This is a genomic window from Shewanella waksmanii, from assembly GCF_043643685.1.
Lineage (GTDB): Bacteria > Pseudomonadota > Gammaproteobacteria > Enterobacterales > Shewanellaceae > Shewanella > Shewanella waksmanii_A.
Map to the genome: position 1 here is coordinate 523,632 of NZ_JBHZSN010000001.1, position 22,333 is coordinate 545,964.

At 43.9% G+C, this 22,333-nt stretch carries 24 protein-coding genes; 15 read left to right on the plus strand and 9 right to left on the minus strand.

Annotated features, from left to right (window positions below):
* Window positions 1-49: 49 nt before the first annotated feature.
* Complete coding sequence (locus tag ACHUFW_RS02265) at window positions 50-823, minus strand: Zn-ribbon-containing protein (RefSeq protein WP_394200361.1); 774 nt, start codon at window positions 821-823, stop codon at window positions 50-52.
* A 2-nt stretch (window positions 824-825) separates the two neighbouring features.
* Window positions 826-1,161 (minus strand): hypothetical protein, encoded by a 336-nt coding sequence (locus ACHUFW_RS02270; protein WP_394200362.1) that lies wholly within the window; start codon window positions 1,159-1,161, stop codon window positions 826-828.
* Window positions 1,162-1,318: 157 nt separating this feature from the next.
* Here ACHUFW_RS02270 and ACHUFW_RS02275 point away from each other — a divergent pair, with 157 nt between their 5' ends.
* Complete coding sequence (locus tag ACHUFW_RS02275; protein WP_394200489.1) at window positions 1,319-1,675, plus strand: DUF3192 domain-containing protein; 357 nt, start codon at window positions 1,319-1,321, stop codon at window positions 1,673-1,675.
* A gap of 17 nt (window positions 1,676-1,692) precedes the next feature.
* Here ACHUFW_RS02275 and ACHUFW_RS02280 read toward each other — a convergent pair whose 3' ends face one another.
* Window positions 1,693-1,926, minus strand: coding sequence for a DUF2789 domain-containing protein (locus ACHUFW_RS02280; RefSeq protein ID WP_394200363.1), 234 nt, complete (start codon window positions 1,924-1,926; stop codon window positions 1,693-1,695).
* A 116-nt stretch (window positions 1,927-2,042) separates the two neighbouring features.
* Between ACHUFW_RS02280 and ACHUFW_RS02285 the strand changes: the two genes are divergently transcribed.
* Window positions 2,043-2,693: a GNAT family N-acetyltransferase gene (locus ACHUFW_RS02285; protein ID WP_394200364.1), complete on the plus strand. Its 651-nt coding sequence runs from the start codon at window positions 2,043-2,045 to the stop codon at window positions 2,691-2,693.
* A complete protein-coding gene (locus tag ACHUFW_RS02290; protein WP_394200365.1) occupies window positions 2,686-2,994 on the plus strand; it encodes an Mpo1-like protein in 309 nt (102 codons plus the stop codon). Before ACHUFW_RS02285 ends, ACHUFW_RS02290 begins: the two co-directional genes overlap by 8 nt.
* 1,111 nt (window positions 2,995-4,105) lie before the next feature.
* Here the strand turns inward: ACHUFW_RS02290 and ACHUFW_RS02295 are convergent.
* Together ACHUFW_RS02295 and ACHUFW_RS02300 are read right to left on the minus strand one after the other, a co-directional pair.
* The gene (locus ACHUFW_RS02295; protein WP_394200366.1) at window positions 4,106-4,498 is read right to left on the minus strand and encodes a DUF3301 domain-containing protein; all 393 of its coding nucleotides are present in this window, start codon (window positions 4,496-4,498) and stop codon (window positions 4,106-4,108) included.
* A complete protein-coding gene (locus ACHUFW_RS02300) occupies window positions 4,495-5,508 on the minus strand; it encodes a DUF3549 family protein (RefSeq protein ID WP_394200367.1) in 1,014 nt (337 codons plus the stop codon). Before ACHUFW_RS02300 ends, ACHUFW_RS02295 begins: the two co-directional genes overlap by 4 nt.
* Window positions 5,509-5,683: 175 nt before the next feature.
* Between ACHUFW_RS02300 and ACHUFW_RS02305 the strand changes: the two genes are divergently transcribed.
* The 5 genes from ACHUFW_RS02305 to purU all read left to right on the plus strand — a co-directional run bounded on the left by ACHUFW_RS02305 (window position 5,684) and on the right by purU (window position 9,978).
* Window positions 5,684-6,013: a YqcC family protein gene (locus tag ACHUFW_RS02305; RefSeq protein WP_394200368.1), complete on the plus strand. Its 330-nt coding sequence runs from the start codon at window positions 5,684-5,686 to the stop codon at window positions 6,011-6,013.
* 16 nt (window positions 6,014-6,029) lie between these two features.
* A complete protein-coding gene (gene truC / locus ACHUFW_RS02310; RefSeq protein WP_394200490.1) occupies window positions 6,030-6,863 on the plus strand; it encodes a tRNA pseudouridine(65) synthase TruC in 834 nt (277 codons plus the stop codon).
* 328 nt (window positions 6,864-7,191) lie between these two features.
* Window positions 7,192-7,641, plus strand: coding sequence for a flavodoxin (locus ACHUFW_RS02315; RefSeq protein WP_394200369.1), 450 nt, complete (start codon window positions 7,192-7,194; stop codon window positions 7,639-7,641).
* Window positions 7,608-9,077, plus strand: a complete 1,470-nt coding sequence (locus tag ACHUFW_RS02320; RefSeq protein WP_394200370.1) for a PTS transporter subunit EIIC — start codon at window positions 7,608-7,610, stop codon at window positions 9,075-9,077. Before ACHUFW_RS02315 ends, ACHUFW_RS02320 begins: the two co-directional genes overlap by 34 nt.
* A gap of 67 nt (window positions 9,078-9,144) precedes the next feature.
* Window positions 9,145-9,978 (plus strand): formyltetrahydrofolate deformylase, encoded by an 834-nt coding sequence (gene purU, locus ACHUFW_RS02325; RefSeq protein ID WP_394200371.1) that lies wholly within the window; start codon window positions 9,145-9,147, stop codon window positions 9,976-9,978.
* A 175-nt stretch (window positions 9,979-10,153) separates the two neighbouring features.
* On the opposite strand, the gene ACHUFW_RS02330 is transcribed toward purU, so the two are convergent.
* Window positions 10,154-10,507, minus strand: a complete 354-nt coding sequence (locus ACHUFW_RS02330) for a DUF3718 domain-containing protein (protein ID WP_394200372.1) — start codon at window positions 10,505-10,507, stop codon at window positions 10,154-10,156.
* A 366-nt stretch (window positions 10,508-10,873) separates the two neighbouring features.
* Between ACHUFW_RS02330 and ACHUFW_RS02335 the strand changes: the two genes are divergently transcribed.
* Complete coding sequence (locus tag ACHUFW_RS02335; RefSeq protein ID WP_394200373.1) at window positions 10,874-12,790, plus strand: HD domain-containing phosphohydrolase; 1,917 nt, start codon at window positions 10,874-10,876, stop codon at window positions 12,788-12,790.
* 48 nt (window positions 12,791-12,838) lie between these two features.
* Here ACHUFW_RS02335 and dapD read toward each other — a convergent pair whose 3' ends face one another.
* Genes dapD through map form a run of 3 tightly spaced genes read right to left on the minus strand, consistent with a single transcriptional unit; the run spans window position 12,839 to window position 17,134 of the window.
* Window positions 12,839-13,663 (minus strand): 2,3,4,5-tetrahydropyridine-2,6-dicarboxylate N-succinyltransferase, encoded by an 825-nt coding sequence (dapD, locus tag ACHUFW_RS02340; RefSeq protein ID WP_394200374.1) that lies wholly within the window; start codon window positions 13,661-13,663, stop codon window positions 12,839-12,841.
* Between the two features lie 46 nt (window positions 13,664-13,709).
* A complete protein-coding gene (glnD, locus tag ACHUFW_RS02345) occupies window positions 13,710-16,283 on the minus strand; it encodes a bifunctional uridylyltransferase/uridylyl-removing protein GlnD (RefSeq protein WP_394200375.1) in 2,574 nt (857 codons plus the stop codon).
* 53 nt (window positions 16,284-16,336) lie between these two features.
* Window positions 16,337-17,134 (minus strand): type I methionyl aminopeptidase, encoded by a 798-nt coding sequence (gene map / locus ACHUFW_RS02350; protein WP_394200376.1) that lies wholly within the window; start codon window positions 17,132-17,134, stop codon window positions 16,337-16,339.
* Between the two features lie 274 nt (window positions 17,135-17,408).
* Between map and rpsB the strand changes: the two genes are divergently transcribed.
* From rpsB to ACHUFW_RS02380, 6 genes are all read left to right on the plus strand, one after another.
* A complete protein-coding gene (gene rpsB, locus ACHUFW_RS02355) occupies window positions 17,409-18,137 on the plus strand; it encodes a 30S ribosomal protein S2 (protein ID WP_394200377.1) in 729 nt (242 codons plus the stop codon).
* 120 nt (window positions 18,138-18,257) lie between these two features.
* Complete coding sequence (tsf, locus tag ACHUFW_RS02360; RefSeq protein WP_394200378.1) at window positions 18,258-19,106, plus strand: translation elongation factor Ts; 849 nt, start codon at window positions 18,258-18,260, stop codon at window positions 19,104-19,106.
* Between the two features lie 135 nt (window positions 19,107-19,241).
* On the plus strand, window positions 19,242-19,979 hold the full coding sequence (pyrH, locus tag ACHUFW_RS02365; protein ID WP_394200379.1) for a UMP kinase: 738 nt from the start codon (window positions 19,242-19,244) through the stop codon (window positions 19,977-19,979).
* A 49-nt stretch (window positions 19,980-20,028) separates the two neighbouring features.
* Window positions 20,029-20,586 carry a ribosome recycling factor gene (frr, locus tag ACHUFW_RS02370; RefSeq protein ID WP_394200380.1) on the plus strand — a complete coding sequence of 186 codons (558 nt, stop codon included), beginning with the start codon at window positions 20,029-20,031 and terminating at the stop codon, window positions 20,584-20,586.
* Window positions 20,587-20,668: 82 nt separating this feature from the next.
* A complete protein-coding gene (gene uppS, locus ACHUFW_RS02375; protein WP_394200381.1) occupies window positions 20,669-21,460 on the plus strand; it encodes a polyprenyl diphosphate synthase in 792 nt (263 codons plus the stop codon).
* Between the two features lie 15 nt (window positions 21,461-21,475).
* Window positions 21,476-22,333 carry a phosphatidate cytidylyltransferase gene (locus ACHUFW_RS02380; protein ID WP_394200382.1) on the plus strand — a complete coding sequence of 286 codons (858 nt, stop codon included), beginning with the start codon at window positions 21,476-21,478 and terminating at the stop codon, window positions 22,331-22,333.

Genomic DNA, 22,333 nt, shown 5'->3' on the forward strand with positions numbered 1-22,333 from the left:
GGCTAGTGCAAGTGGCGCTGTTCATCGGCACCGCCACTTGCTGACTAAGTTATAAATGATCCCAGGAAATATTGGATACGATGCGGCAGTTGTCGCAACGGAAGTGAAACAGATCGAGTAATGGCTCGGTTTGATACCAGTCGCTAGAGCCACAACGTGGGCATGGGCGCTGTTTTTCGCTTGCTAGGCTTTCGCCGCCAACGCGGTAGAGATAGTAGTACGTAGGAATACCGGTTAAGTATTCAATACGACCACGTAAATCCCAGCCACGGCGAAACAGGTCACTTTTCTCGCTAGTGAGTTCTTCTAGTGCGGCAAATTCCGCTTTGGTCGCCGCCGCCATTTGCAACTCATCACAGGCTTGCCACTCGGTTTGCCATTTAATAATCCGCTTATGATCACCATTGAATGTTGCTGGTAACTGATACAGCGGAATAGGCTGCAATGTGTCTCCATTACGCACTGGTGAGCACATATGCACGTAGCTGGTATAAAGAACCTGCCAGCTTGGGGTGTCGCAGCTGCTGACTTCTGAGTTTATATCTTGACCGATATACTTTTCCCGCGGTGCTAACAGTTTTGCATCAGTTAATTGTGTTAATGCTACTGTCACCCAAGGGCTGTTGAAACGCTTGGCTAAACTGCTCTTCTCAGGTGTGAGCAGTCGCACGCGAAACTCGCCTTCATTAAAGGCCACCGCAAACTCACGGCCTAAGACTTGTCCATTGGCGCGGTAGGCTTCGAGCAAGCCGTTTATGGCACACTCGGCAGCGGTGATGGTGGTATTGTCGAAGCATTCAAATCGCAGCTCTATGACATGCATGATTATTGGCCTTGTATCCGTTTTAGTTGCTCTTCGAGTTCTGCCACACGTTGGTTCAGTGAACTGTATTTATCATTAAGTTGATTGTAGGCCTGCTGCAGCTCTTCAAGATTGGTGGCTGGGGAGTCCACTTTGGCTGGCTCGGTTACCACTGTTAACGGCACCAGTGCTTGTTGTTCTGTTGCCGACATTGCTTTGTACTGTTGTAAACCTTGTATTAGTGTTGGCATCGGAATGCTGGTGCCAAGCTTGGTTTTTATCAAGGCTAAGGTGGGGTTACGTCCGCTTTGACTGATTGACTTGGCGGCTGCCAATACTTGGTCAATGGCTGAAGTCATGGGTCATATTCCTCAAAATTTAGTAAAAATCACAATCACTGTTTAGTAGCTTAAATTTAACTTCTTATAAAACAGTTGTTTACATTTTGGCATAAGCTTTGCTTTCTCTCTAGTAACTATAATAGATAAACAGGATGTCAAAGTGAAAACAAAATTAATGGGTTTGGTACTTTTAGGGGCAGCGAGTGTTGCAATGTCTGGTTGTGTTTTGAATGTTGGAGACGGTGAGAGCGAATGGAGTAGTTACGATTCATGGGAGCATAAACAGCAACAAAATCGAAGTAATCTGACGCGACTCACATTAGGCATGAGCCGACAAGAAGTACTTGCATTGATGGGGGATGCTGATTTTAATGAGGCCTATTTAGACAAAGACAAAGAGGTGCACGTTCTGTTTTATCGCACCCAGCGTACCAAAGGTGACGGCAAAACGACTAAAGATGAATGCACCCCAATTGTCATTTCTGAAGATGGTGTGGTTGGCTGGGGATCTCGCGCGTATGCCAACATCTAATTGCTAACGTTTACCGGCTAGCGTCGTCTTAATAAGGTGTCCAATTGGTCAATGACTTCCGACCATTGGGCATCTTCTGCAATTGCTTCGCTAATAAATGCCTGTTGTGCATCACTCCAAAATGGAGCTTCGGCTAGGGTAGCTGTAGGTGCCAGTGAGTGAGTTGCTATAAAATTATCAATCGCTTCTTGTTGATTATCCAATCCCAATTGCTTAAAAAGCAGCGCTAAATCTGGCGTATTGGTGTCCATCTTTTTCACTCCTATTTGCTATTATTTTTCTCTAAAGATAGCTGTTTGATTAATATTTGCACTTTTTTATATTCTTGTTAGGTTAACAGTATTGATCTAGATCACAGGATTTTTCGATGACGACCACTGCTGAAGCCACACTGCCGACTGATTTAAAAGCGGTTTATCTAACAGCTGAGGACCTGCGTGTAGCAGCTTCCATTCTTTATAATGCCTACCATGACGACCCCGTATTTATCGATGCGATGCATACTGGTGATCAAACCCAGTTCGAGAAAAAGCTACGTGGTGCGATTCGCGAAGAGTTAAACAGTTTGTGGCAAGAAGAGCAGGTGTTGATAGGGTTATTTGATGGCGACCGGCTGATAGGTGTGGCATGCATTGCCACCGAGCAGTTGCCATTAGGTGAAGCAAGGTTTTGGAATTGGCGTTTTAAGATGTTGTTGAGTGCAGGTTGGCAGACGGCGCAAGCGTTGATGAATAAAGAGCGTTCAATGCTCGAGCATTTACCTAGTGCCCATTGTGGTGTTTTGCAGTTTATTGCAATTAACCCGATTGAACAGGGGAAGGGATATGGCAGTCGCTTAGTGCAGGCTGTTGTGAGTTGGAGTGAAGAGCAACCTGAATTAGACGGCATCGGCGTTTTTGCAGCTAACCCACAACACGTGCAGCTTTTTTCTCAGCATGATTTTTCGCAACTAGAGCGGTTAACTATCGGTAATGTTGAAGGTGAGTTGCTGTTTTATCGAGGTCATGGCAATGACTAAACGCTATAAGAGCTTTGAGGAGTTTTATCCTTTTTATTTGAGTCAGCACCAAGATCCGAGTTGCCGTGCATTACATTATATTGGCTCAACATTGGTGTTGCTGTTGTTCTTCGGCTTTATCATTAGCGGCAATCTGTGGTTATTAGTGGCAATGCCTGTGGCTGGATATGGCTGTGCATGGGTGGGCCATTTTGTGTTTGAGAAAAATCGTCCTGCGACATTTACTTACCCTGGTTATAGCTTGCTAGGGGATTGGGTGATGTTTGCGCAAAAAATAAAGCAGGTGCTGGTTAAAAAGTAGTGGATGCTATCAGCTTTTGTTGTTGAGGTGGCAAGGGAAGAGCAAGGGAAGAGGATGAGCAGTCAGTATCTACTTGTGTAAGAAATAAGCTCATCGCAATATTTTATTGTGATTTACCAAGCCTATTTTTGTTGTTTTTCAATATTAGTAATCTATGTATCAACATGTTAGCTTGGTTTAACTTGTATTCATTTGTTAACTGTTTGTGTTTTAGAACGATTTTTAACCATTAAAGTTATGCTTGGTCGATGGTAGATATTAGGGCAAGTTTACCTGTTAATTGATTCATTTAGCGTTTGGTTTATCGTGGCGATTATCTGTTGTCGCAATTACCATGGAATATAGACAAGACTGGAAAACGCCGTCAAATAAGGGTTTTTAGGGTAAGCGCTTACATTTTGCAGTGATCGTTGAGCAATTTTAGGACATAAGAAAGCAAAAAACAGAAGGTATGCAATATACCTCGATAGTGTATATCGCAAGCTGCTATCAAGCGTGTGAGATATCTCTTACAAAGCTGTAGGACAAATGAGTGATTTTACGGGTGTTAATGTCACGCCAAAAATGCAAAACCACAATAAAACAATAACTTGCTTAATTATTGCGGTGCTGTACAAGTGTTTTTATTTTGTTATTGATTTGTACGGTGAGATATTCGTTGATTAACGCCATATAATTATAACTGTTCAAGGACGGACGATATTCAAGGAAGTTGATCAGGATGATCATATCGCTGACAGGATGTGAGTGATTAAAAGGATATTATCATGGACGACACATTTAGGGATTAAATGTGATAACTGACTAAGGAAAGCCAAACAATCCAGGATGGAAGGTTTGCTGTCTGGAAGGCAGTAGTACGATGGAATGTAATGAAAGGAATCATCAAGGATGAATGTGGAACACACTTATGGATAAGTGCTCTTAACATAGGATTTGTTAGGATAAAGGAACTAAGTACTTAAATGTACATGGAAATATACGGACATACATGGATGATGCAGGATGCACATTTGAACGCATGGACGGTGCAGGGAGCATATTAAATAGCGGGAATGCTTAACAAAAAAAACAGAAGGCGCGGCTTCTCTTGAAGCCGCGTTTTTCCTTTTTAGCGACAACGTCCTGAATTACAGCTACGACGAGCACCGCCACCACACCCACCAACAGATCCTTTGGCAATTGGAGCTTCCATCCATTCCGGCTCAGGGAATATTGGCCACTCTACCTTTTTGATCCGTTTACCGTGCATCCAGATATGTGCACGATATTGGTTAATACCATCGGTGCTAAATTCCATCAAAAACTTAGCATTCCAAGTTAGGCCGCTACTGCCACCAATGCTGGGTCTAGCTGACTCCATGGCGATTGACAGAAGCTGGACTCGTTGTTTTTTACACTCTGAACCGGCATAGACTCGGCTTAGCTCAGCCATTTGTCTCAATTGCCAGAAAAATGCTGCGATCACCACTAACGCGGCAATCATTAAAAAATCGGTCATCATGCTTTAGTTACCTTAAATAAGCCGCCGATAGCAGCTGATAGTTGCGGACTTCGATTTGGATCCCGCAGGGCTTTTAACATTTCTGTACGTAGACTCGGTATTGCCACGATATCAGCAAATACTTGGTTAAAAAAGCTTTGCGGCTGCTTTGCTAATGCTTCTAGATATAAACTGCGGGTAGGATCATCTTTTAACGCATTCCAGCAGCGTGCGGCAATCGCGATTAAAATTTCATCATTGAGCAGCTCATGCTCAGCTAAATGATGAATGAATTTGACAGCGAGCTCGGTATGAGAAGCTAATGCACGTAAATAATACACTTTGTCAGCTTGCAGCGCTTCAAGCCCTGATTGGTAGATAATGGTAGCGAGCTCTTGATCTAAATACAGGTGCTCAAGTTGCTGGCAAAGGGCGATTTTGACTTCGTTAGCTGCAAAACCAAAGGCTGCTTTGAGGTGAGCTAAATGATCAAGCTTACTGGCGTTAACACAGATGTCAGCTAAACCTTGATAACCCACTTGCTGCCATTTATCCGCATCATGTTGTTGGCTAAGGTATTGGTAGGCAAATTCATATTGCTGTGAAGCGGGTAACCCCAACTGCTGACGAACAAGCGCATTAAATATCGCCAGTTTTTCGGAAGAAGGTTTAAAGGCAAATGGGTGATTGGCGAGTTTCTCTTGCTCAGCTTCTGTGAGCACTTGGGCAGGGTTACGCCCTAAGGCTTCAATGACCATTTTGATAAATTGTGTTCTTGGTGCCGCCATTAGCTTACCTTGTTCACACAAAGGTAATTTTAAAAACCAAATATAGTGCTGCATGCTTTTATCCCAAAACACCACGGCAAACTGGGCATGGCCCTGCAGTGGGTAAGGGTATGGGGTAGCAAGGTTTTCAATTTGTTGAAAAGCAACCATATCAATGTGCTGTACTCGACGTCCCAGATCATAGACTTGAAATTGGGTGTTCGCGGTAGATAAAAACTGGGTGAGGGTATTAATCTCTGTCATTGGTCGCCATCAGGTTTATTAAAATTTCAATCGCGGCAGTATAACATCGCCATTCCTGTAATGTTGAGCAGAATCTAATAAATGCGAGTTGGGTGAGCGTTAATAATTTTACGACAACCAAATTTGTTCAGTGGTAAACTTGTTGTTTAACTTATTTTTACTCAAATCGATATTGATGAGCGATTTAATTTATACCGATACCGCAGAAGCATTGAGCAAGATTACTGAGCGTATGCAGCAGCTTGGCTTATGGTCAGATGTTGCTCCTTCTGCTGAGGCGATGGCAGACCCCAGTCCATTTTGTTATGAATCCATGCCTTTTGAACATTGGCTGCAGTTTATTTTCATCCCTAAAATGTCAGCTTTAGTGAATAACAAACAGCCGTTGCCTGCACAATTTTCGGTGAGTGCTATGGCTGAGCTTCGTTTTGACAAGCAGCCGCAGGCTCAAGTGCTTATTGATGAGCTTTTGGCTTTGGAGGCACGACTTAATGCACCGAGATAGTTTTATAGAAGATGAGATGATGAGCGAAGATAACCTCGATAATAGTTCAGATTTGACCGCGTCCAGTGACGATGATTTGGAGCTTGAGCGTGCACCTGAAATTGAAGTGCTTTTTGAAGATGAGGATTTGGTTGCCATTCATAAACCTGCGGGGTTGTTAGTTCATCGTAGCTACCTTGCTCGTAAAGAGCGTTTTTTTGCGATGCAGTTAACCCGTGACAAAGTGGGTTGTCATGTGTTTCCGGTGCACCGCTTAGATAGACCCACATCGGGGGTGCTGCTTTTTGCCAAGAGTAGTGAAATGGCAAATAAACTGTGTGAGCAGTTTGCTGGTAAAAGTATTGAGAAGCACTATATCGCGTTAGTGCGCGGTAATATGCATGAAGCTGGATTGCTTGATTACGCATTAAAGCAAGAGTTTGATGATCATGGAGATAAGCACGCAGACAGAGATAAAGCTGCGCAAGAGGCGCAAACCTATTATCAGCCACTGCTTAACTGTGAAATACCTTTTTCATCAGGTCGTTACGCAACTAGCCGATATTGTTTGATTCAACTAACGCCCCATACTGGAAGAAAGCATCAATTACGACGTCATATGGCGCATTTGCGCCACCCAATTATTGGCGATACTACCCATGGTGATGGCAAGCAAAATCGCTTTTTTAGAGAGCACTTTGCCGTTAATCGCCTATGGTTAATTGCCAAGAAGTTGAGTTTTGATCACCCGCGAACAGGTGAAAGGTTGTGCATTGAAACTGAGTTAGAGCCGCAGTGGCTCAACTTATTTGAACAGCTTGGTTGGCAACAAACTCAGTTAAGCACCGAGGACAGTGTGTTGGTTTGTTAACCTTTAACGCGATATCCCTAGTAACAGGGAGTTATCTTTGTATGGCATTAAAGGCTATTTTTGGGGTGATTTTGGATCCTTGTCCAGTGCGATTATTTGCTCAGTATTGGATTGGTCAACAGAAGTATTGTTTTCAGTAAGGCTTTGAACCGTTCTAAAATAGCACATACGACGTGTGTGGGCAGATTTATGAACATGTTTAAGGTGTTTCTGTCTACTGGTGTGTCGCATCAGCAAATCCTTGAACTTTATGCCAGTATAGCTATCAGGCTTTCAATAAAGTATGTTTGGATTATAGGTAAATATTACGCGAAGGGCTAAGTAAAACATGCGAAAAGTGAATCTAGTATATGGAACTGTATATGGGAATGCTCAGTTTGTTGCCGAAGAAGCGGAGCAAGCTTTACAAAAACAAGGCTGGCAAACCCAGTTATTTGCCCCTGAGCAGCTAGACAATTTTGTGCCTGAGCAGGAAAGTTTATTGTTGGTGATCTGCTCTACCACTGGCCAGGGCGATATTCCAGAAGATATTGCACCCTGGTTTATGCAATTAAAGGATCAAGCTCCTTATTTGCCACAGCTACAATATGCTGTTATTGCATTGGGTGATTCGAGTTATGAAACATTTTGCCAAGCTGGTGTGCAATTTGATGAGTTATTCACTGAGCTTGGTGCTAAGCAAGCTGCTGAGTTACTTAAAATCGATGCTTGCGAGACCATGGAACCGGAAGTCGAGGCTAAATCTTGGTTGCAAAACCTGAGCCAGCAACTGGCATAACGACCACTTCGTTAACTCACATTAACCAACATTGGTTTAAGTTTGCGCAGCGCTTGAGTCAGGCGCTGCTAATACCGATTGCCATTTTACCTGCCGCGGGGGTGATGATAGGCCTCGCTACCAATCCGTTACCGTTTATTCCAGCTGATCTGTCCTTGCTAATGCTGACTGTGGGTCATCTAATTTTTACTATGATGCCCATGTTATTTGCTGTCACCATTGCAATTGGCTTTTGTAAAGATCAGGGCATTGCAGCTTTCAGTGCTGTTTTTGGTTACGGGGTGTTTTTTTCCAGTTTATCGGCGCTAGCTGGGATTAAACAGCTCGACACCGTTGCGCTTTGGGGCGTGCAGACTATAGATACAGGCATTGCCGGTGGCATGATCATGGGGGCGGTGACTTGTTTAGCTGTTTGGTTAAGCGAGCGACTTAGGTTACCCAGTATTTTCTCTTTTTTCGAAGGCAGGCGGAGTGCACCATTGGTATTGCTGCCGATTGCGATGTTTGTGGCCTATCTGTTTTTACTTATGTGGCCGCCGTTGTCGGATAAGATTGAGCTGTTCTCCGATTGGGCGGTGTATCAAGATCCAATGCTTGCCTTCGCGCTTTATGGCACCGTGGAGCGGTTATTGATCCCATTGGGCTTGCATCATATTTGGAATGCACCATTTTATTTAGAATTGGGGCAATATGTACAAGGCGGCGAAGTGATTCGAGGTGAGGTTGCCCGCTATCTTGCTGGTGATCCACAGTCAGGGCACTTAGCGGGTGGCTATTTGATAAAAATGTGGGGTTTACCCGCTGCTGCGCTGGCGATTTGGCGGTGTGCAGATCGCGCCGAGCGGAACCGTGTTGCGGGAATTATGATTTCAGCGGCCACCGCCAGTTGGTTAACTGGTGTCACCGAACCCATTGAATTCGCGTTTATGTTTGTCGCACCATTACTGTTTTTATTGCACGCACTTTTGACCGGCGTCGCCTATGCGGTGGCGATTGGTTTAGACATTCATCATAGTATCGTGTTTTCCCATGGGTTGGTCGATTTTAGTTTGCTATTTGCTCAGTCAAGAAACACCGAGTGGTTCATCATTTTAGGCCCAATGACTGCTGTTAGTTATTATGTGATTTTTAGGGGCGCTATTTTACTATTTAATCTGAAAACACCAGGCAGAATCATAGGTGAAACCTCTGGAAATAAAGGATTAATTGCCATTGTTAATGCCCTAGGTGGTAAAGCCAACATTATTGATATTTCGGCGTGTTTGACCCGTTTGCGCATTAGCGTTAAGTCAGCAGAGTTAGTCAATAAAGGCCAACTGAGTCAACTTGGTGCTAAAGGTGTGGTGATTTTGGGTAATGGTGTTCAAGTGGTTTATGGTACAAAAGCAGAGAGTATTCGACGATTACTTAACAAGTATATCGCTAGGCATAATTAACTCTAAACTAAATTAGCAATTTAAATTAATAGAAAAGCACAATAACGTAAAGTGAGGTGGAGTGTTAATGGAGCGGAAAGTATTAATCACAGACTGTGCGGATGCACCGGGCTTAATAACCAAGATAACCGGTATTTGTTTTGAGCATGGCTTAAATATTATTAAGAACAGCGAGTTTGTGGATAATGCACAGGGTCGGTTTTTTATGCGGACCGAGCTTGAAGGTAAGTTTGATGAAGCCGCGTTTTTAACTCAAATTGACAATGTTTTACCGCTACAAAGTCACCGTCGACTGGTTGAGCAGGGTAAAAAACGCGTGGTCGTGATGGTGACGAAAGAGGCTCATTGTCTAGGGGACTTGTTGATGAAGTCCTATTACGGTGCGCTTGATATTGAGATAGCCGCCATCATTGGCAACTATGATGTGCTCGCACCCCTTGCCGACAAATTTGATGTGCCATTTCATTACGTTGACCATCAAGGCCTGACTCGGCATCAGCACGAACAAAAGATGTTGCAACTGATTGATGGTTATCAACCGCAATATATCATCCTTGCTAAGTATATGCGGGTTTTAACCCCAGAGTTTGTTGAACAGTATCCCAATAGAATCATTAATATCCATCACTCGTTTTTACCAGCGTTTGTCGGTGCGCAGCCATACCGCCAAGCCTGGGAGCGAGGAGTTAAGATCATCGGGGCCACTGCTCATTTTGTGAATAACTGCCTCGATGAAGGGCCTATTATTAAGCAAGACGTGATTCCCGTTGATCATAGCTATAGTGCCGAAGCATTAGCCAAGTGTGGTAGAGATGTAGAGAAGAGTGTCCTGAGTAAAGCGGTGCAACTGGTGATGCAGGAGGATGTGATCGTGTATGGTAATAAGACGGTAGTGTTTTAGGTAAGCCATTTTAATAACAGAAAAAGGCACATTGATGTGCCTTTTTATTTAGCATGCTATAAGTTAAGTTTCCTTTGCGATTTCAATGCTTTTGACTAGATGTCCTACTCAAACAAATTGAGATAGCGAAAGCTCAACAGGTGTTAGGTTCAATAAGCTAAAAGGATAATTGCCCTTAGTAATTTACCGCCATAATCTGATCTTCACCATATTGCATTGCGATATCTTTAATGGTTACATTACCTTTTACATAAGGTGCAATTTTCGCAGCGGTTTTGGTTGCGCCTCTATCTAGCGCAAACTGATGAAAGCTTTTGCCATTACATACTAGCCTTGGAAAAATTCGGTCTTTGTCAATACGATAATCTTTGACGGTACCATTGAGTTGATAGATTTTGTTACTGGCTCCAGCCTTACATACGGCAACTAGCGTATTTTCCAGTTGTGGCGACATGGCGGCGTTGGCTGACATTGACACTGACATTGATAGTGGTGCGGCGATTAAGACGGTTGCAATTAGTGTTTTCATATCGTGCTCCTAGCGGGTTTATCCGTGGTCCGAAACAAATCTACCCCCATTTAATACGAAAAGCTGTAAAGGATTTGTGCGCAACTGTATCGAGATGATATGAATCATTCACCGGGTGACAAGATGTTACAGAGTGTATTTTTATTGCACAGGTTATGAGTATTTATGCATTTTTGTATGGTGATGGCTGAGATGAGACATTCATTATGATTGATGGGAAATTTGCGATTTTTGACTTATAAATTTTCGCAAGATATTCACTTGTTAGTGATTTGGATAATGCAAAGTTTATGACGGCAATCTTTGCTTTGTGAGCTATTGCCACTTATTGTTTAATATAACAGCATTGCAACATAGGAAGTTATCATGCTACGTCAGAAGTTTAATCAATTTTTAACGACCAAGGAGTTGCCCAGTTCGCTTGCCGTTGCTTGGGCGGTTGTTGACGAGCAATTGGTAGTAAAACAATTGAGCGAGGCGTTCTATCATGCTGTGAATAAACCGATTTCGCAAATCCTCAATCATCACTTACACCGTTGCTACTCTAATGTGTCTGAAGTTGATATCAGCTTGCCTTCAGACGGTTGTCGTGCCTTTCATTGGGTAAATGATAGCGGCATTGGCGTGCAAGGTGTGTTTACTCCTTATGATGCGGATAATCATTTATGGTGTGTCAGTGTCACTGAAATGGATTTGGACGAACGTTGGTTGATGGAGTTGCACCCTGATTATGATCATGCGGTTCAGTCCAGTGATGAGTGGCTCGAGCAGATAGAAGCGGTGATCACCTCATCTCCCGATGAGGTATTTAATGTCGCGGTCAACCAAGCCCTCGCTTTAACCGACAGTCAGGTAGGTTATTTGCACTTATATGATGATAAACAAGATCAAATTACCTTGACCGCTTGGTCAGATTCCGCATTAAAGACCTGTCAAATCCCTGATATGGTGCATGGACCGCTCAGTGATGCAGGTATTTGGGCGGACAGCATTCGAACTAAAGAGGCTGTTATTCATAATGATTCTGCGACAGCATTGAATAGAACAGGTTTGCCTGAAGGACACTTTCAGTTAACAAGTCATATGAGTGTGCCCATCCGCTATCGAAACCATATTGTCGGAGTGATAGGTGTTGGTAATCGAGTAAAGCCTTATACCGCAGTAGATGCCAAATCATTGATCATTTTTGCATCCATTTTATGGCATTGCGTTGAGCTACCTAAGTCAATGCGGGTACTAACCAAGCAGTCAGCGGTGATTCGCTCACAGCGAGAAAAGCTCGCCCATACTCTTGTGCAGCTAATAGGAGCAGTATCAGACGCTGTTGAGCTAAAAGATGCTTACACAGCAGGTCACCAAAAGTCGGTGGCGCAGATTGCCTACTTGATTGGCGAGAGGTTAGGTTTAGATAAGGATAGATTAGAAGGGTTAAAGCTAGGTGCCTTGATTCACGATATTGGTAAATTAGCGGTGCCGTCACAAATTTTAACCAAACCTGCAAGGTTGACAGCGGAAGAATATGCCTTGGTAAAAATGCATCCTCAGCAGGGCGCAGATGTCATTGATGAAGTTGAGTTTCCTTGGCCTATTAAAGAGATGATTTTGCAACATCACGAAAGGTTAGACGGTTCTGGTTACCCTTATGGATTAAAAGGTGACGACATTTTATTGGAAGCCAAAATTATTGGTGTTGCTGACGTAGCCGACTCAGTTCTTAGCCATCGCCCCTATCGTGCGTCATTAGGGATGGCAAAACTGGTCGAGATTTTAAATCAAGGCAAAGGCAGCCTGTTTGACACCGGTATTGTGGATATTTGCATTGAGCTACTGTCATCACATCAGGTTGATAATATCACTCGGGTGTCGCATTTAAACCTCGCGCCAGTGATCGCCGTTGAGTTAGACGACAGCTTATGCATTGCCCGAGAGCAAATGACCGCTGCTGGGGTAAAAGTCGCAGTGGTATTGAGCGAGACCCATCGCGACGTTGTTGGGGTGATTGATAATAACCTATTGGATTTGTGGCACAGTCCGCTGTTGGATACGGCGGCGGAAAGAACCATAGATCGTAATATCGAAAATCGTCGTGTACATCAGGTGATGCACCATGATTACCCGAGTATTGAACCCTCGATGATAGTCAAAGATGCGGCTCACTTATTAGATGAAAAAGCCGTTGATTACCTATTGGTGCAAGAGGGCGATAATGTGCTTGGTTGTTTAACTTGGAAAATATTGGCTAATGCCCATGTGCAATTTGATGATTCAGATATGCCCCATTAAAAAAGCCAAGCATGATGGCTTGGCTTTTTTCGATATTGTATCTAGTGCTTAGTCTACGATACGAAGTAATTCGTTTATGCCGACTTTGCCGCGGGTTTTCTCATCGACTTTCTTGACGATAATTGCCGCATAGAGGCTATAGGTGCCACATTTTGAGGGTAAGTTACCTGAAACAACGACTGAGCCCGCAGGTACACGACCGTAATGGATTTCACCGGTTTCACGATCATAAATTCGCGTACTTTGACCAATGTAAACACCCATTGAAATCACACTGCCTTCTTCAACGACAACGCCTTCTACGATTTCAGAGCGCGCACCAATGAAGCAGTTGTCTTCGATAATGGTTGGGCCTGCTTGCAGTGGCTCAAGTACTCCACCGATGCCTACGCCACCAGATAGGTGAACGTTTTTACCAATTTGTGCACACGATCCTACTGTTGCCCAAGTATCTACCATTGAGCCTTCATCAACATACGCACCTAGATTAACGTAAGAGGGCATTAATACGGTGTTTTTACCTATGTATGAACCTTTACGAGCCGCTGCTGGTGGTACAACGCGAATGGCTTCTTCTTTAAAGCGCGCTTCGTCGTAGTCTGCAAACTTCATTGGGACTTTGTCAAAATACTTGGTTTCAGCACCATCAATCACGCCGTTATCAAATATGCGGAACGACAGTAGCACGGCTTTTTTTAACCATTGATGTACATGCCACTGACCATCAATCTTTTCTGCTACGCGCGCTTCACCTTTATCAAGCATCGCGATAGCGGTTTCAACATCGGCACGGACGCTTGGATCAACGGTGTTAGGTGTGATTTCTGCGCGAGCTTCAAAAGCTGCTTCTATACGTTGGCGTAAAGCCTCCATTCATGTCTCCCAAATTTTGCTATTAATACGATAAATTAAACATTTGTTATTGTGCTGCTGGCTTTTGTAGCGCAGTAATTAGCGCTTCAGTCAATTGCTGTTGTTGTTGCTCATTAAGCTGCTGACCTTCAGCCGTTTGCAGCATAAAGAAGTCTTCGGCACGTTCCCCAATGGTAGTGATCTTCGCGGCCAACAATTTGACCTGACAACGATATAAAATATCGCCGACTTTTGCTAGTAGCCCTGGGCTATCTAAGGCGATTAATTCCATCATACTGGTGCCTGCTTTTCTCGATGGAATGAAACTTATCTGGGTTCGAACATTAAATGGCTGCATGCGTCTGGACAGTTTTCTGAATTTTGGCAGCTTTGCGGTATCGCCAGAAAGGGCTTTGTTGATGGCCTTTTTTATCCCTTGAATCCTTGATGGCTGGGCAACTGGGCTGCCATCTTGTTCGAGGATCACAAACGAGTCGATGGCATACCCATCTTTGGAACTCATAATTGTTGCATCATGGACGTTGATATTTTTGTTGTCTAAAACAGCCATAACTGTGGCGAATAACTTAGGCTTATCTGGACTATAAACAAATAGCTCAGTACCACCACGAGTGGTGTGTTTTGACACTAAGGTTAATACCTCTTTGCTCTTGTGTTTCAAAATGGCTTCAGCGTGCCAAGCAAGTTGGTTGGGTTGATGGCGTAAGAAATAATCAGCTTTGAATCTGAGCCAAAGTTTTTCCAACTCTTTTTCTTTAATGCCTCGTCTTAACAGCTCTTTTTTAACTTTTGCTTGGTGCTCTCGAACGCGAGCGCGGATATCAACCGGCTTCTCTTTGCCGCGCGCTAAAACTCGTTGTGTTGAAAAATACAGATCGCGTAATAATGAGCCTTTCCAATTGTTCCAGGTTTTCTCATTGGTGGCGCAGATATCGGCCACGGTCAAACAATACAGGTAGCTAAGGTGGACAGCGTCCCTGACTTTTTCAGCAAACTCGGCGACTACATCTGGATCAGAGATATCTCGGCGTTGGGCGGTGACAGACATGATTAAATGATTTTCTACTAGCCAACTGACTAGGCGGCCGTCATGTTTATTCATGCCGTGTTTTTCACAAAACTCAAGTGCGTCGATGGCGCCAAGTTTACTATGATCGCCGCCTCGACCTTTACCTATATCGTGGAAAATGGCAGCCAGCACCAGTAAGCCTTTTTTGGGGAGCTGATTGATCAATACCGAGCCAAGTGGAAACTCTTCCTTTTGCTCTGGCTGAGAAAAGCGCTCAATGTTGAGTAACAGTCGGTGGGTGTGTTCATCAACTGTGTAGGCATGAAACAAATCAAACTGCATCTGACCTTCGATTTCGCGCCAAGCTGGTAAATAGGCCGATAAAATGCCATGTTGATGCATTAATGACAGCGCCGTAATGCCGCGTGGGTGACGTAATATGGCGAGAAATAATTCTCGACATGGGGCGGATTCGATTAATGGCGAAGTTAGGGTTCGTCGTTTGCGGCGCAGACTACGAAGAGTTGGGGCGTAAATGCCTTTAATATTTGAGTTTTTGGCGATATTGAGAAATAAGTTGAGTAACTCGGTTTCATCATCAAACAGATTTGGCGTTAGGCTTTCGATGAAGATGCCACGGCGCTGGTAGTTATCGTCGATAGGTTTGATTTCAAGGGCTTTAGTGTGCCCAAGTGTTGCCCGTTTAAACAGTTGCAACAGCATTTGGTTGAGCTCCATCACCCGTCTTACGGTGCGATAGTAGCGCTGCATCATCTGCTCAACGGCAAGTTCAGTATCGTCGGTATAGCCAAGTAACTCGGCGACTTGGCGTTGTAGGTCAAACAGCAGGCGATTTTCATCTCTACCCGAAATAAGGTGCAGGGCGAACCTGAGTTGCCAAAGGAAGGACTGGCACTCTAATAACTCAGTTAACTCATCAGGCTCAAGGAAACCATGAGCGACCAGCTCTTCGGCACAAGAGGCATCGAAATAGCGCATTGCCACCCAAGCAATGGTATGAATATCGCGCAAACCACCCGGGCACGATTTAATGTTAGGCTCTAAATCAAATGCATTGGCTTTTTCGTGTCGGGCGAATTGCTCATCCCGTTTAGCAATATAAAATTGACTCGCCGGCCAAAAGTCCGCTTGTCTAATGCGGTCATAAAGTTCATCAAACAGTGATTGCTGGCCAATGAGCTGGCGTGATTCAAGCAGGTTTGTGGCAATGGTGACATCAGCCTTCCCCTGTTCAATGGTTTCATCAACGGTACGCACACTGTGGCCGACTTCTAAACCTGCATCCCAAAGGAAAGCGATAAAAGCCCCGAGTTGAGACTCGCCTTCTTTGCTGAGATCTGGGGCGATTAAAAATAGCAGGTCGATATCCGATTGGGGATGGAGCTCTCCGCGGCCATAGCCGCCAACCGCAATCAGTGAAATAGGGAGCTGCTCTAAGCCTTCGCTTTTCCATTGGTTGATTAACACCTCATCGACAAAACGGCAGCGTTGACTGACGAGCTCTGTGATGGAGTCTTTATTACTAAATTGTTCGAGGAGTTGTTGATTAAGCTCATTCAGCGAGAGTTTAGCAGATAAGGCGTTTTCCATTAGCGTTCCTGTAAAACAACAAAGGCAACCTTATGGCTGCCTTTGGAAAAAGATTATTGATTGATTATGCGGGAAATCTCTTCCTCACCACGTAAGGTGAGAATTTCTACGCCAGTCTCGGTGACCAGTAATGTATGCTCCCATTGCGCCGAGTTCTTGCCATCGGAGGTTGTCACTGTCCAACCGTCGTCTTTATCTAGCACGCAGGTATGACGGCCAGCATTTATCATAGGTTCAATGGTAAAGCACATACCTGGACGTAGCACGGTTTTGTCGCCATTTTTATAGTGCATGACCTGAGGCTCTTCGTGGAAGGTGGCACCAATACCATGACCGCAATAGTCTTTAACGATGGTGTACTTCTCTAGACCGGTTTTCTTGCTCTTTATGTATTTTTCAATAATGGTACCAATTTCACCCAGTTTCATGCCGGGGCGCACTTTTTTAATTGCTTCATACAAGCTTTCTTGGGTGATACGGCATAAACGTTTGTTTTTTGGGGACACGTCTCCGACGAAGAACATTTTTGATGTGTCGCCGTGGTAACCATCTTTGATGACGGTGATATCTATGTTGATAATGTCACCGTCTTTTAACGGTGTATCATTCGGAATGCCATGACAGATAACGTCATTGACAGACGTACAAATTGATTTTGGGAAACCGTGATAATCAAGTGGGGCCGAAATAGCGCCTTGCTCTTCAGTATATTTAGCGCAAATGTCGTTCAGTGTGTTGGTGGTGACCCCTGGCTTGACGTGGGGGGCGATCATCTCCAAAACTTCTGCAGCTAACTTACCAGCAGCTCGCATTTTTTCGATTTCTTCAGCTGTTTTTATCACAATACTCATTCAATGTACTCTTGTCTGTCTAGGCGGTATGTCGGTCGAGGATTTTAAGCCATAAAGTTGTGTTCTGACCACCAATATGGTATAAAGCGCGCCGTTATGTTTGACTCTTCTGATTCAATTTAATTGAGATGCATTAGAGTTAATATGGCGGCCATTATACATGGCTATTTTAAAATACTAAATCACACACGTATCGACACGTTCTTCGGGGTGCCAATTATTGGTCGGAGATATGGGATGCGTGGAGGTCTAACCCCTAAATTAAGGTAAGAAAATGACTACAGTTTCAATGCGCGACATGCTACAAGCCGGTGTTCACTTCGGTCACCAAACTCGTTACTGGAACCCAAAGATGAAGCCTTTCATCTTCGGCGCTCGTAACGGTGTTCATATCATTAACCTAGAGCACACTGTGCCTATGTTCAATGAAGCATTAGCGTTCATCAGCAACGTTGCATCAAAAAAAGGTAAAGTACTTTTTGTTGGTACTAAGCGTGCTGCAAGCGAAGCGATCAAAGAAGCGGCTGTTTCTTGTGATCAGTACTACGTTGATCACCGCTGGTTAGGCGGTATGTTGACTAACTGGAAAACAGTTCGTCAATCAATCAAGCGTCTAAAAGATCTTGAAAGCCAGTCTGTTGACGGTACTTTTGACAAGCTAACTAAGAAAGAAGCGCTAATGCGTACTCGTGAACTTGAGAAGCTAGAGAAGTCTCTAGGCGGTATCAAGAACATGGGCGGTCTTCCTGATGTTATCTTCGTGATCGGTGCTGACCACGAGCATATCGCTATTAAAGAAGCTAACAACCTAGGTATTCCAGTTGTAGCTGTTGTTGATACTAACTCTTCACCAGACGGTATCAACTACATCATTCCAGGTAATGATGATGCGATGCGTTCTATCCGTTTGTACACTGAATCAGTTGCTGCTGCGGCAAAAGCTGGCCTAGGTCAAGACCTAGCTGTACAAGCTGAGCAAGACGGTTTCGTAGAAGCTGAATAATAAGGCGCGATGCTTGTCATCCCCCCTTATTAACCAAAAGATATGATTGGTGAACAGGGGCCCCAAGGCCCCTGTTTTTTATCAAATGAATTTGTAGAATTATCTGTAGAGGATTTAACAATGGCAATTACTGCTGCCCAAGTTAAAGAACTTCGTGACCGCACTGGCGCTGGCATGATGGACTGTAAAAAAGCTCTAACTGAAACCAATGGTGACATTGAGCTTGCAATTGACAACATGCGTAAAAGTGGTGCTGCGAAGGCTGCTAAAAAAGCAGGTAACATCGCTGCTGAAGGTACTATCCTTATCAAGAGCGGTGAAGGTTTCACTGCACTACTAGAAGTTAACTGCCAAACTGACTTCGTAGCTAAAGACGCTAACTTCCTAGCATTTGCTAACGAAGTACTAGACGCTGCAACTGCTGCTAAAGTATCTATTGAAGATCTTAAATCACAGTTTGAAGAAACTCGTGTTGCGCTAGTTGCTAAAATTGGTGAAAACATCAATGTTCGTCGTGTTGAGTACATCGACGGTGCAACTGCTGCTTCTTACCGTCACGGTGAGCGTATCGGTGTTGTTGTAACTGGTGAAGCTGACGAAGAGACTCTAAAGCACGTTGCTATGCACGTTGCTGCTTCTAAGCCTGAGTTCGTTAACCCAAGCGACGTTCCAGCTGATGTTGTTGAAAAAGAAGAAGCACTTCAGGTTGAAATCGCAATGAACGAAGGTAAGCCTGAAGAGATTGCTAAGAAAATGGTTGCTGGTCGTATGAAGAAGTTTACTGGTGAGATCTCTCTTACTGGTCAAGCATTCATCATGGAACCAAAGAAAACTGTTGGCGAAATTCTAAAAGAGAAAGGCGCAACAGTATCTAACTTCATTCGTCTAGAAGTGGGTGAAGGTATCGAGAAGAAAGAAGAAGATTTCGCTGCTGAAGTAGAAGCACAAATCGCCGCTTCTAAGGCTTAATTCGTTAAGTTGTTAGATACCCCCAAAACCGCAGCAATCGCTGCGGTTTTGTTATATCGATTTTTTATTCGTAACATGCATTTTGCCAGTTAAAATTGGTATGATACTCATCGACTCTAATTAGGAATATAAACTATGAGCACAAATCCTAAACCTGCATTTCGACGCATTCTATTAAAACTCAGTGGTGAAGCACTGATGGGTGAAGAAGGTTTTGGTATCGACCCTAAAGTCCTTGATCGTATGGCACAAGAAGTTAAAGAGCTGGTCGAGCTAGGTATTCAGGTTGGTGTAGTGATTGGTGGTGGTAACTTATTCCGAGGAGAAGGGTTAGCAACAGCTGGTATGAACCGCGTTGTTGGCGACCATATGGGCATGCTCGCAACCGTGATGAATGGTTTGGCAATGCGTGATGCGTTGCACCGTGCTTATGTTAATGCTCGCTTGATGTCTGCTATCCCACTAAAGGGCGTATGTGACGATTATAATTGGGCTGAAGCAATCAGTTTGTTGAAGTCTGGCCGTGTGGTTATTTTTGCTGCCGGCACAGGTAACCCGTTTTGTACCACCGATTCAGCAGCCTGCTTACGTGGTATTGAAATTGAAGCGGAAGTGGTGTTAAAAGGCACCAAGGTTGATGGTGTTTATTCTGATGACCCAGTGAAAAACCCTGAAGCCGTAAAATATGATCGTATGGGCTATGATGAAGTCCTAGATAAAGAATTAAAAGTGATGGATCTTGCTGCATTTACTTTAGCAAGGGATCACGATATGCCGCTATTAGTGTTCAATATGAACAAGCCTGGCGCACTTCGCCGTGTTATCATGGGTGAAGATGAAGGTACTTTGATTAAAAAGCCAAGTGCTGAATAATACAGAATATATATCAATTTAATACTGAGTGATCAAAAGGATATTTAACGTGATTAACGAAATCAAAAAAGATGCTCAAGAGCGTATGGCTAAGTGCGTTGAAGCAACAAAAACTCAAATGGCTAAAGTACGTACTGGTCGTGCTCACCCAAGTTTGCTTGATTCAATCAAAGTATCTTATTACGGTTCGATGACGCCACTTAAGCAAGTGGGTAACGTTTCTATTGAAGATTCTCGCACATTAGCGGTAACCGTATTTGATACAACAATGATTCCAGTTGTTGAAAAAGCGATTATGAGCTCAGATTTAGGTCTTAACCCTATGTCTGCGGGTACCACTATTCGCATTCCACTACCAGCACTAACAGAAGAGCGTCGTAAAGACCTTATTAAAGTTGTTCGCGCTGAAGCTGAAAACGGCCGTGTTGCTATCCGTAATGTTCGTCGTGATGCAAACTCTGATGTTAAAGCATTAGAAAAAGAGAAAGAGTGTACTGAAGATGATGTTCGTCGTACTGAAGACGAAATTCAAAAGTTCACTGATGCGCACATCAAGCAGATTGAAGAAATCTTGGTTGCAAAAGAAGCAGAATTGATGGAAGTCTAATCTCCCTGTTTCACTACTAGAGTTAACACGCCGTGTAGGGGTATACTACACGGCGTTTGTCTATTTTTAAGGGTTGTACTAGATGTCAATCGAATCCCAGTCAGATACTGATAAAGTAACGGCGGGTCTTGCTGAGTTGGTAAAACAATCGATGCCCAAACACGTTGCTATCATTATGGATGGCAATGGTCGTTGGGCGCAGGCTCAGGGTAAACCTCGTGTGGTTGGCCATAAAGCAGGTGTTAAAACGGTTAGGCGAGCGGTCAGTACAGCAAGAGAGCTCGGTATTGGCTCGTTAACTTTGTTTGCTTTTTCAAGCGAAAATTGGCGTCGACCAGATAAGGAAGTGACACTATTAATGGAGCTGTTTTTCACGGTATTGCAACGTGAAATAAAATTGCTTCATAAAAATGGTGTGCGCTTAAATATCATCGGTGATATCAGTCGCTTTTCTGAGCGATTACAAAAGCAGATTGCTGCAGCAATGGAGAAAACTGCGGATAACGATAAGCTAGTGTTAAATGTCGCAGCAAATTACGGCGGCCGTTGGGATATCCTTCAAGCAGCTCAAGCATTGGCAAAAAAAGTCGAATCTGGTGAATTGAGCAGCAATCAACTCACTGAAGAGGGGCTAAGTCAGCATTTGTGCATGCAAAATCAGCCTGAAGTTGATTTAATGATCCGCACGGGTGGAGATTACCGCATCAGTAACTTCGTGCTGTGGCAAGCGGCATACGCTGAGTTGGTGTTTACGGACATTTTATGGCCCGATTTTGATGAGCATGCTTTTAAGCAGGCCATTGATACTTTTGCCAGTCGTCAGCGACGTTTTGGTTTGACCGGCACACAGATAGAAACACTACAAGCAGAATAATTAAGAGGGAAAGTTTTGCTAAAACAAAGAATAATAACAGCAAGTTGGTTAATCCCTTTAGTCATAGGTGCAGTATTTTATGTGCCTAGCCAGTATTTTTCGTGGGGACTCGTTGCCGTCTTTATGATTGCGGCAAAAGAGTGGGGACGTATCATAGATAAGAACTGTAATATTACCCAATGGAGTTTTACTATTACCATTGGCTTTTTACTCGTTGCGTTAAACTTATTTGTGCCGTCTCATGAAGTGTGGTTCAAAGGCAACTTACACCCCGTCATGTTAGCGATTATTTTAATCGGCGCTATGTGGTGGGCCATCTCATTAGTGCTTGTGCTCGCTTATCCAAAAAGCGCAGGCTTTTGGCGCGGCAGTCCTACCTTTAAATCAATGTTTGGTCAGCTTACCTTAGTGCCGTGCTTTGCATCATTGGTGGCACTGAAGTCTTTGAGCTCTGCTGCCATGCCTCTTTATGGTGGTACGCTAATCTTTTTTGTTATGACAGTGGTGTGGGCAGCTGATACTGGTGCTTATTTTGCGGGTAAAAGCTTTGGTAAGCGTAAATTGATGCCTAACGTTAGCCCAGCTAAAACCATTGAAGGTTTGCTAGGTGGTTTGCTCACTACCATGCTTGTTGTCTATGCTGTTATGACAGTGTCACCGGAGCAGGAGCTTGGATTGGTCGTGTCGGTGACCTTATTTGTCGCCTTGGTTTCAGCGTTAGGCGACTTATCTGAGAGTATGTTTAAGCGTGTTGCTCAAATTAAAGATTCGGGCACAATTTTACCCGGTCACGGTGGGGTATTAGATAGAATCGATAGCCTAACAGCTGCACTGCCGATCTTTACTCTCCTATATATCGCATTTTGGATGTAA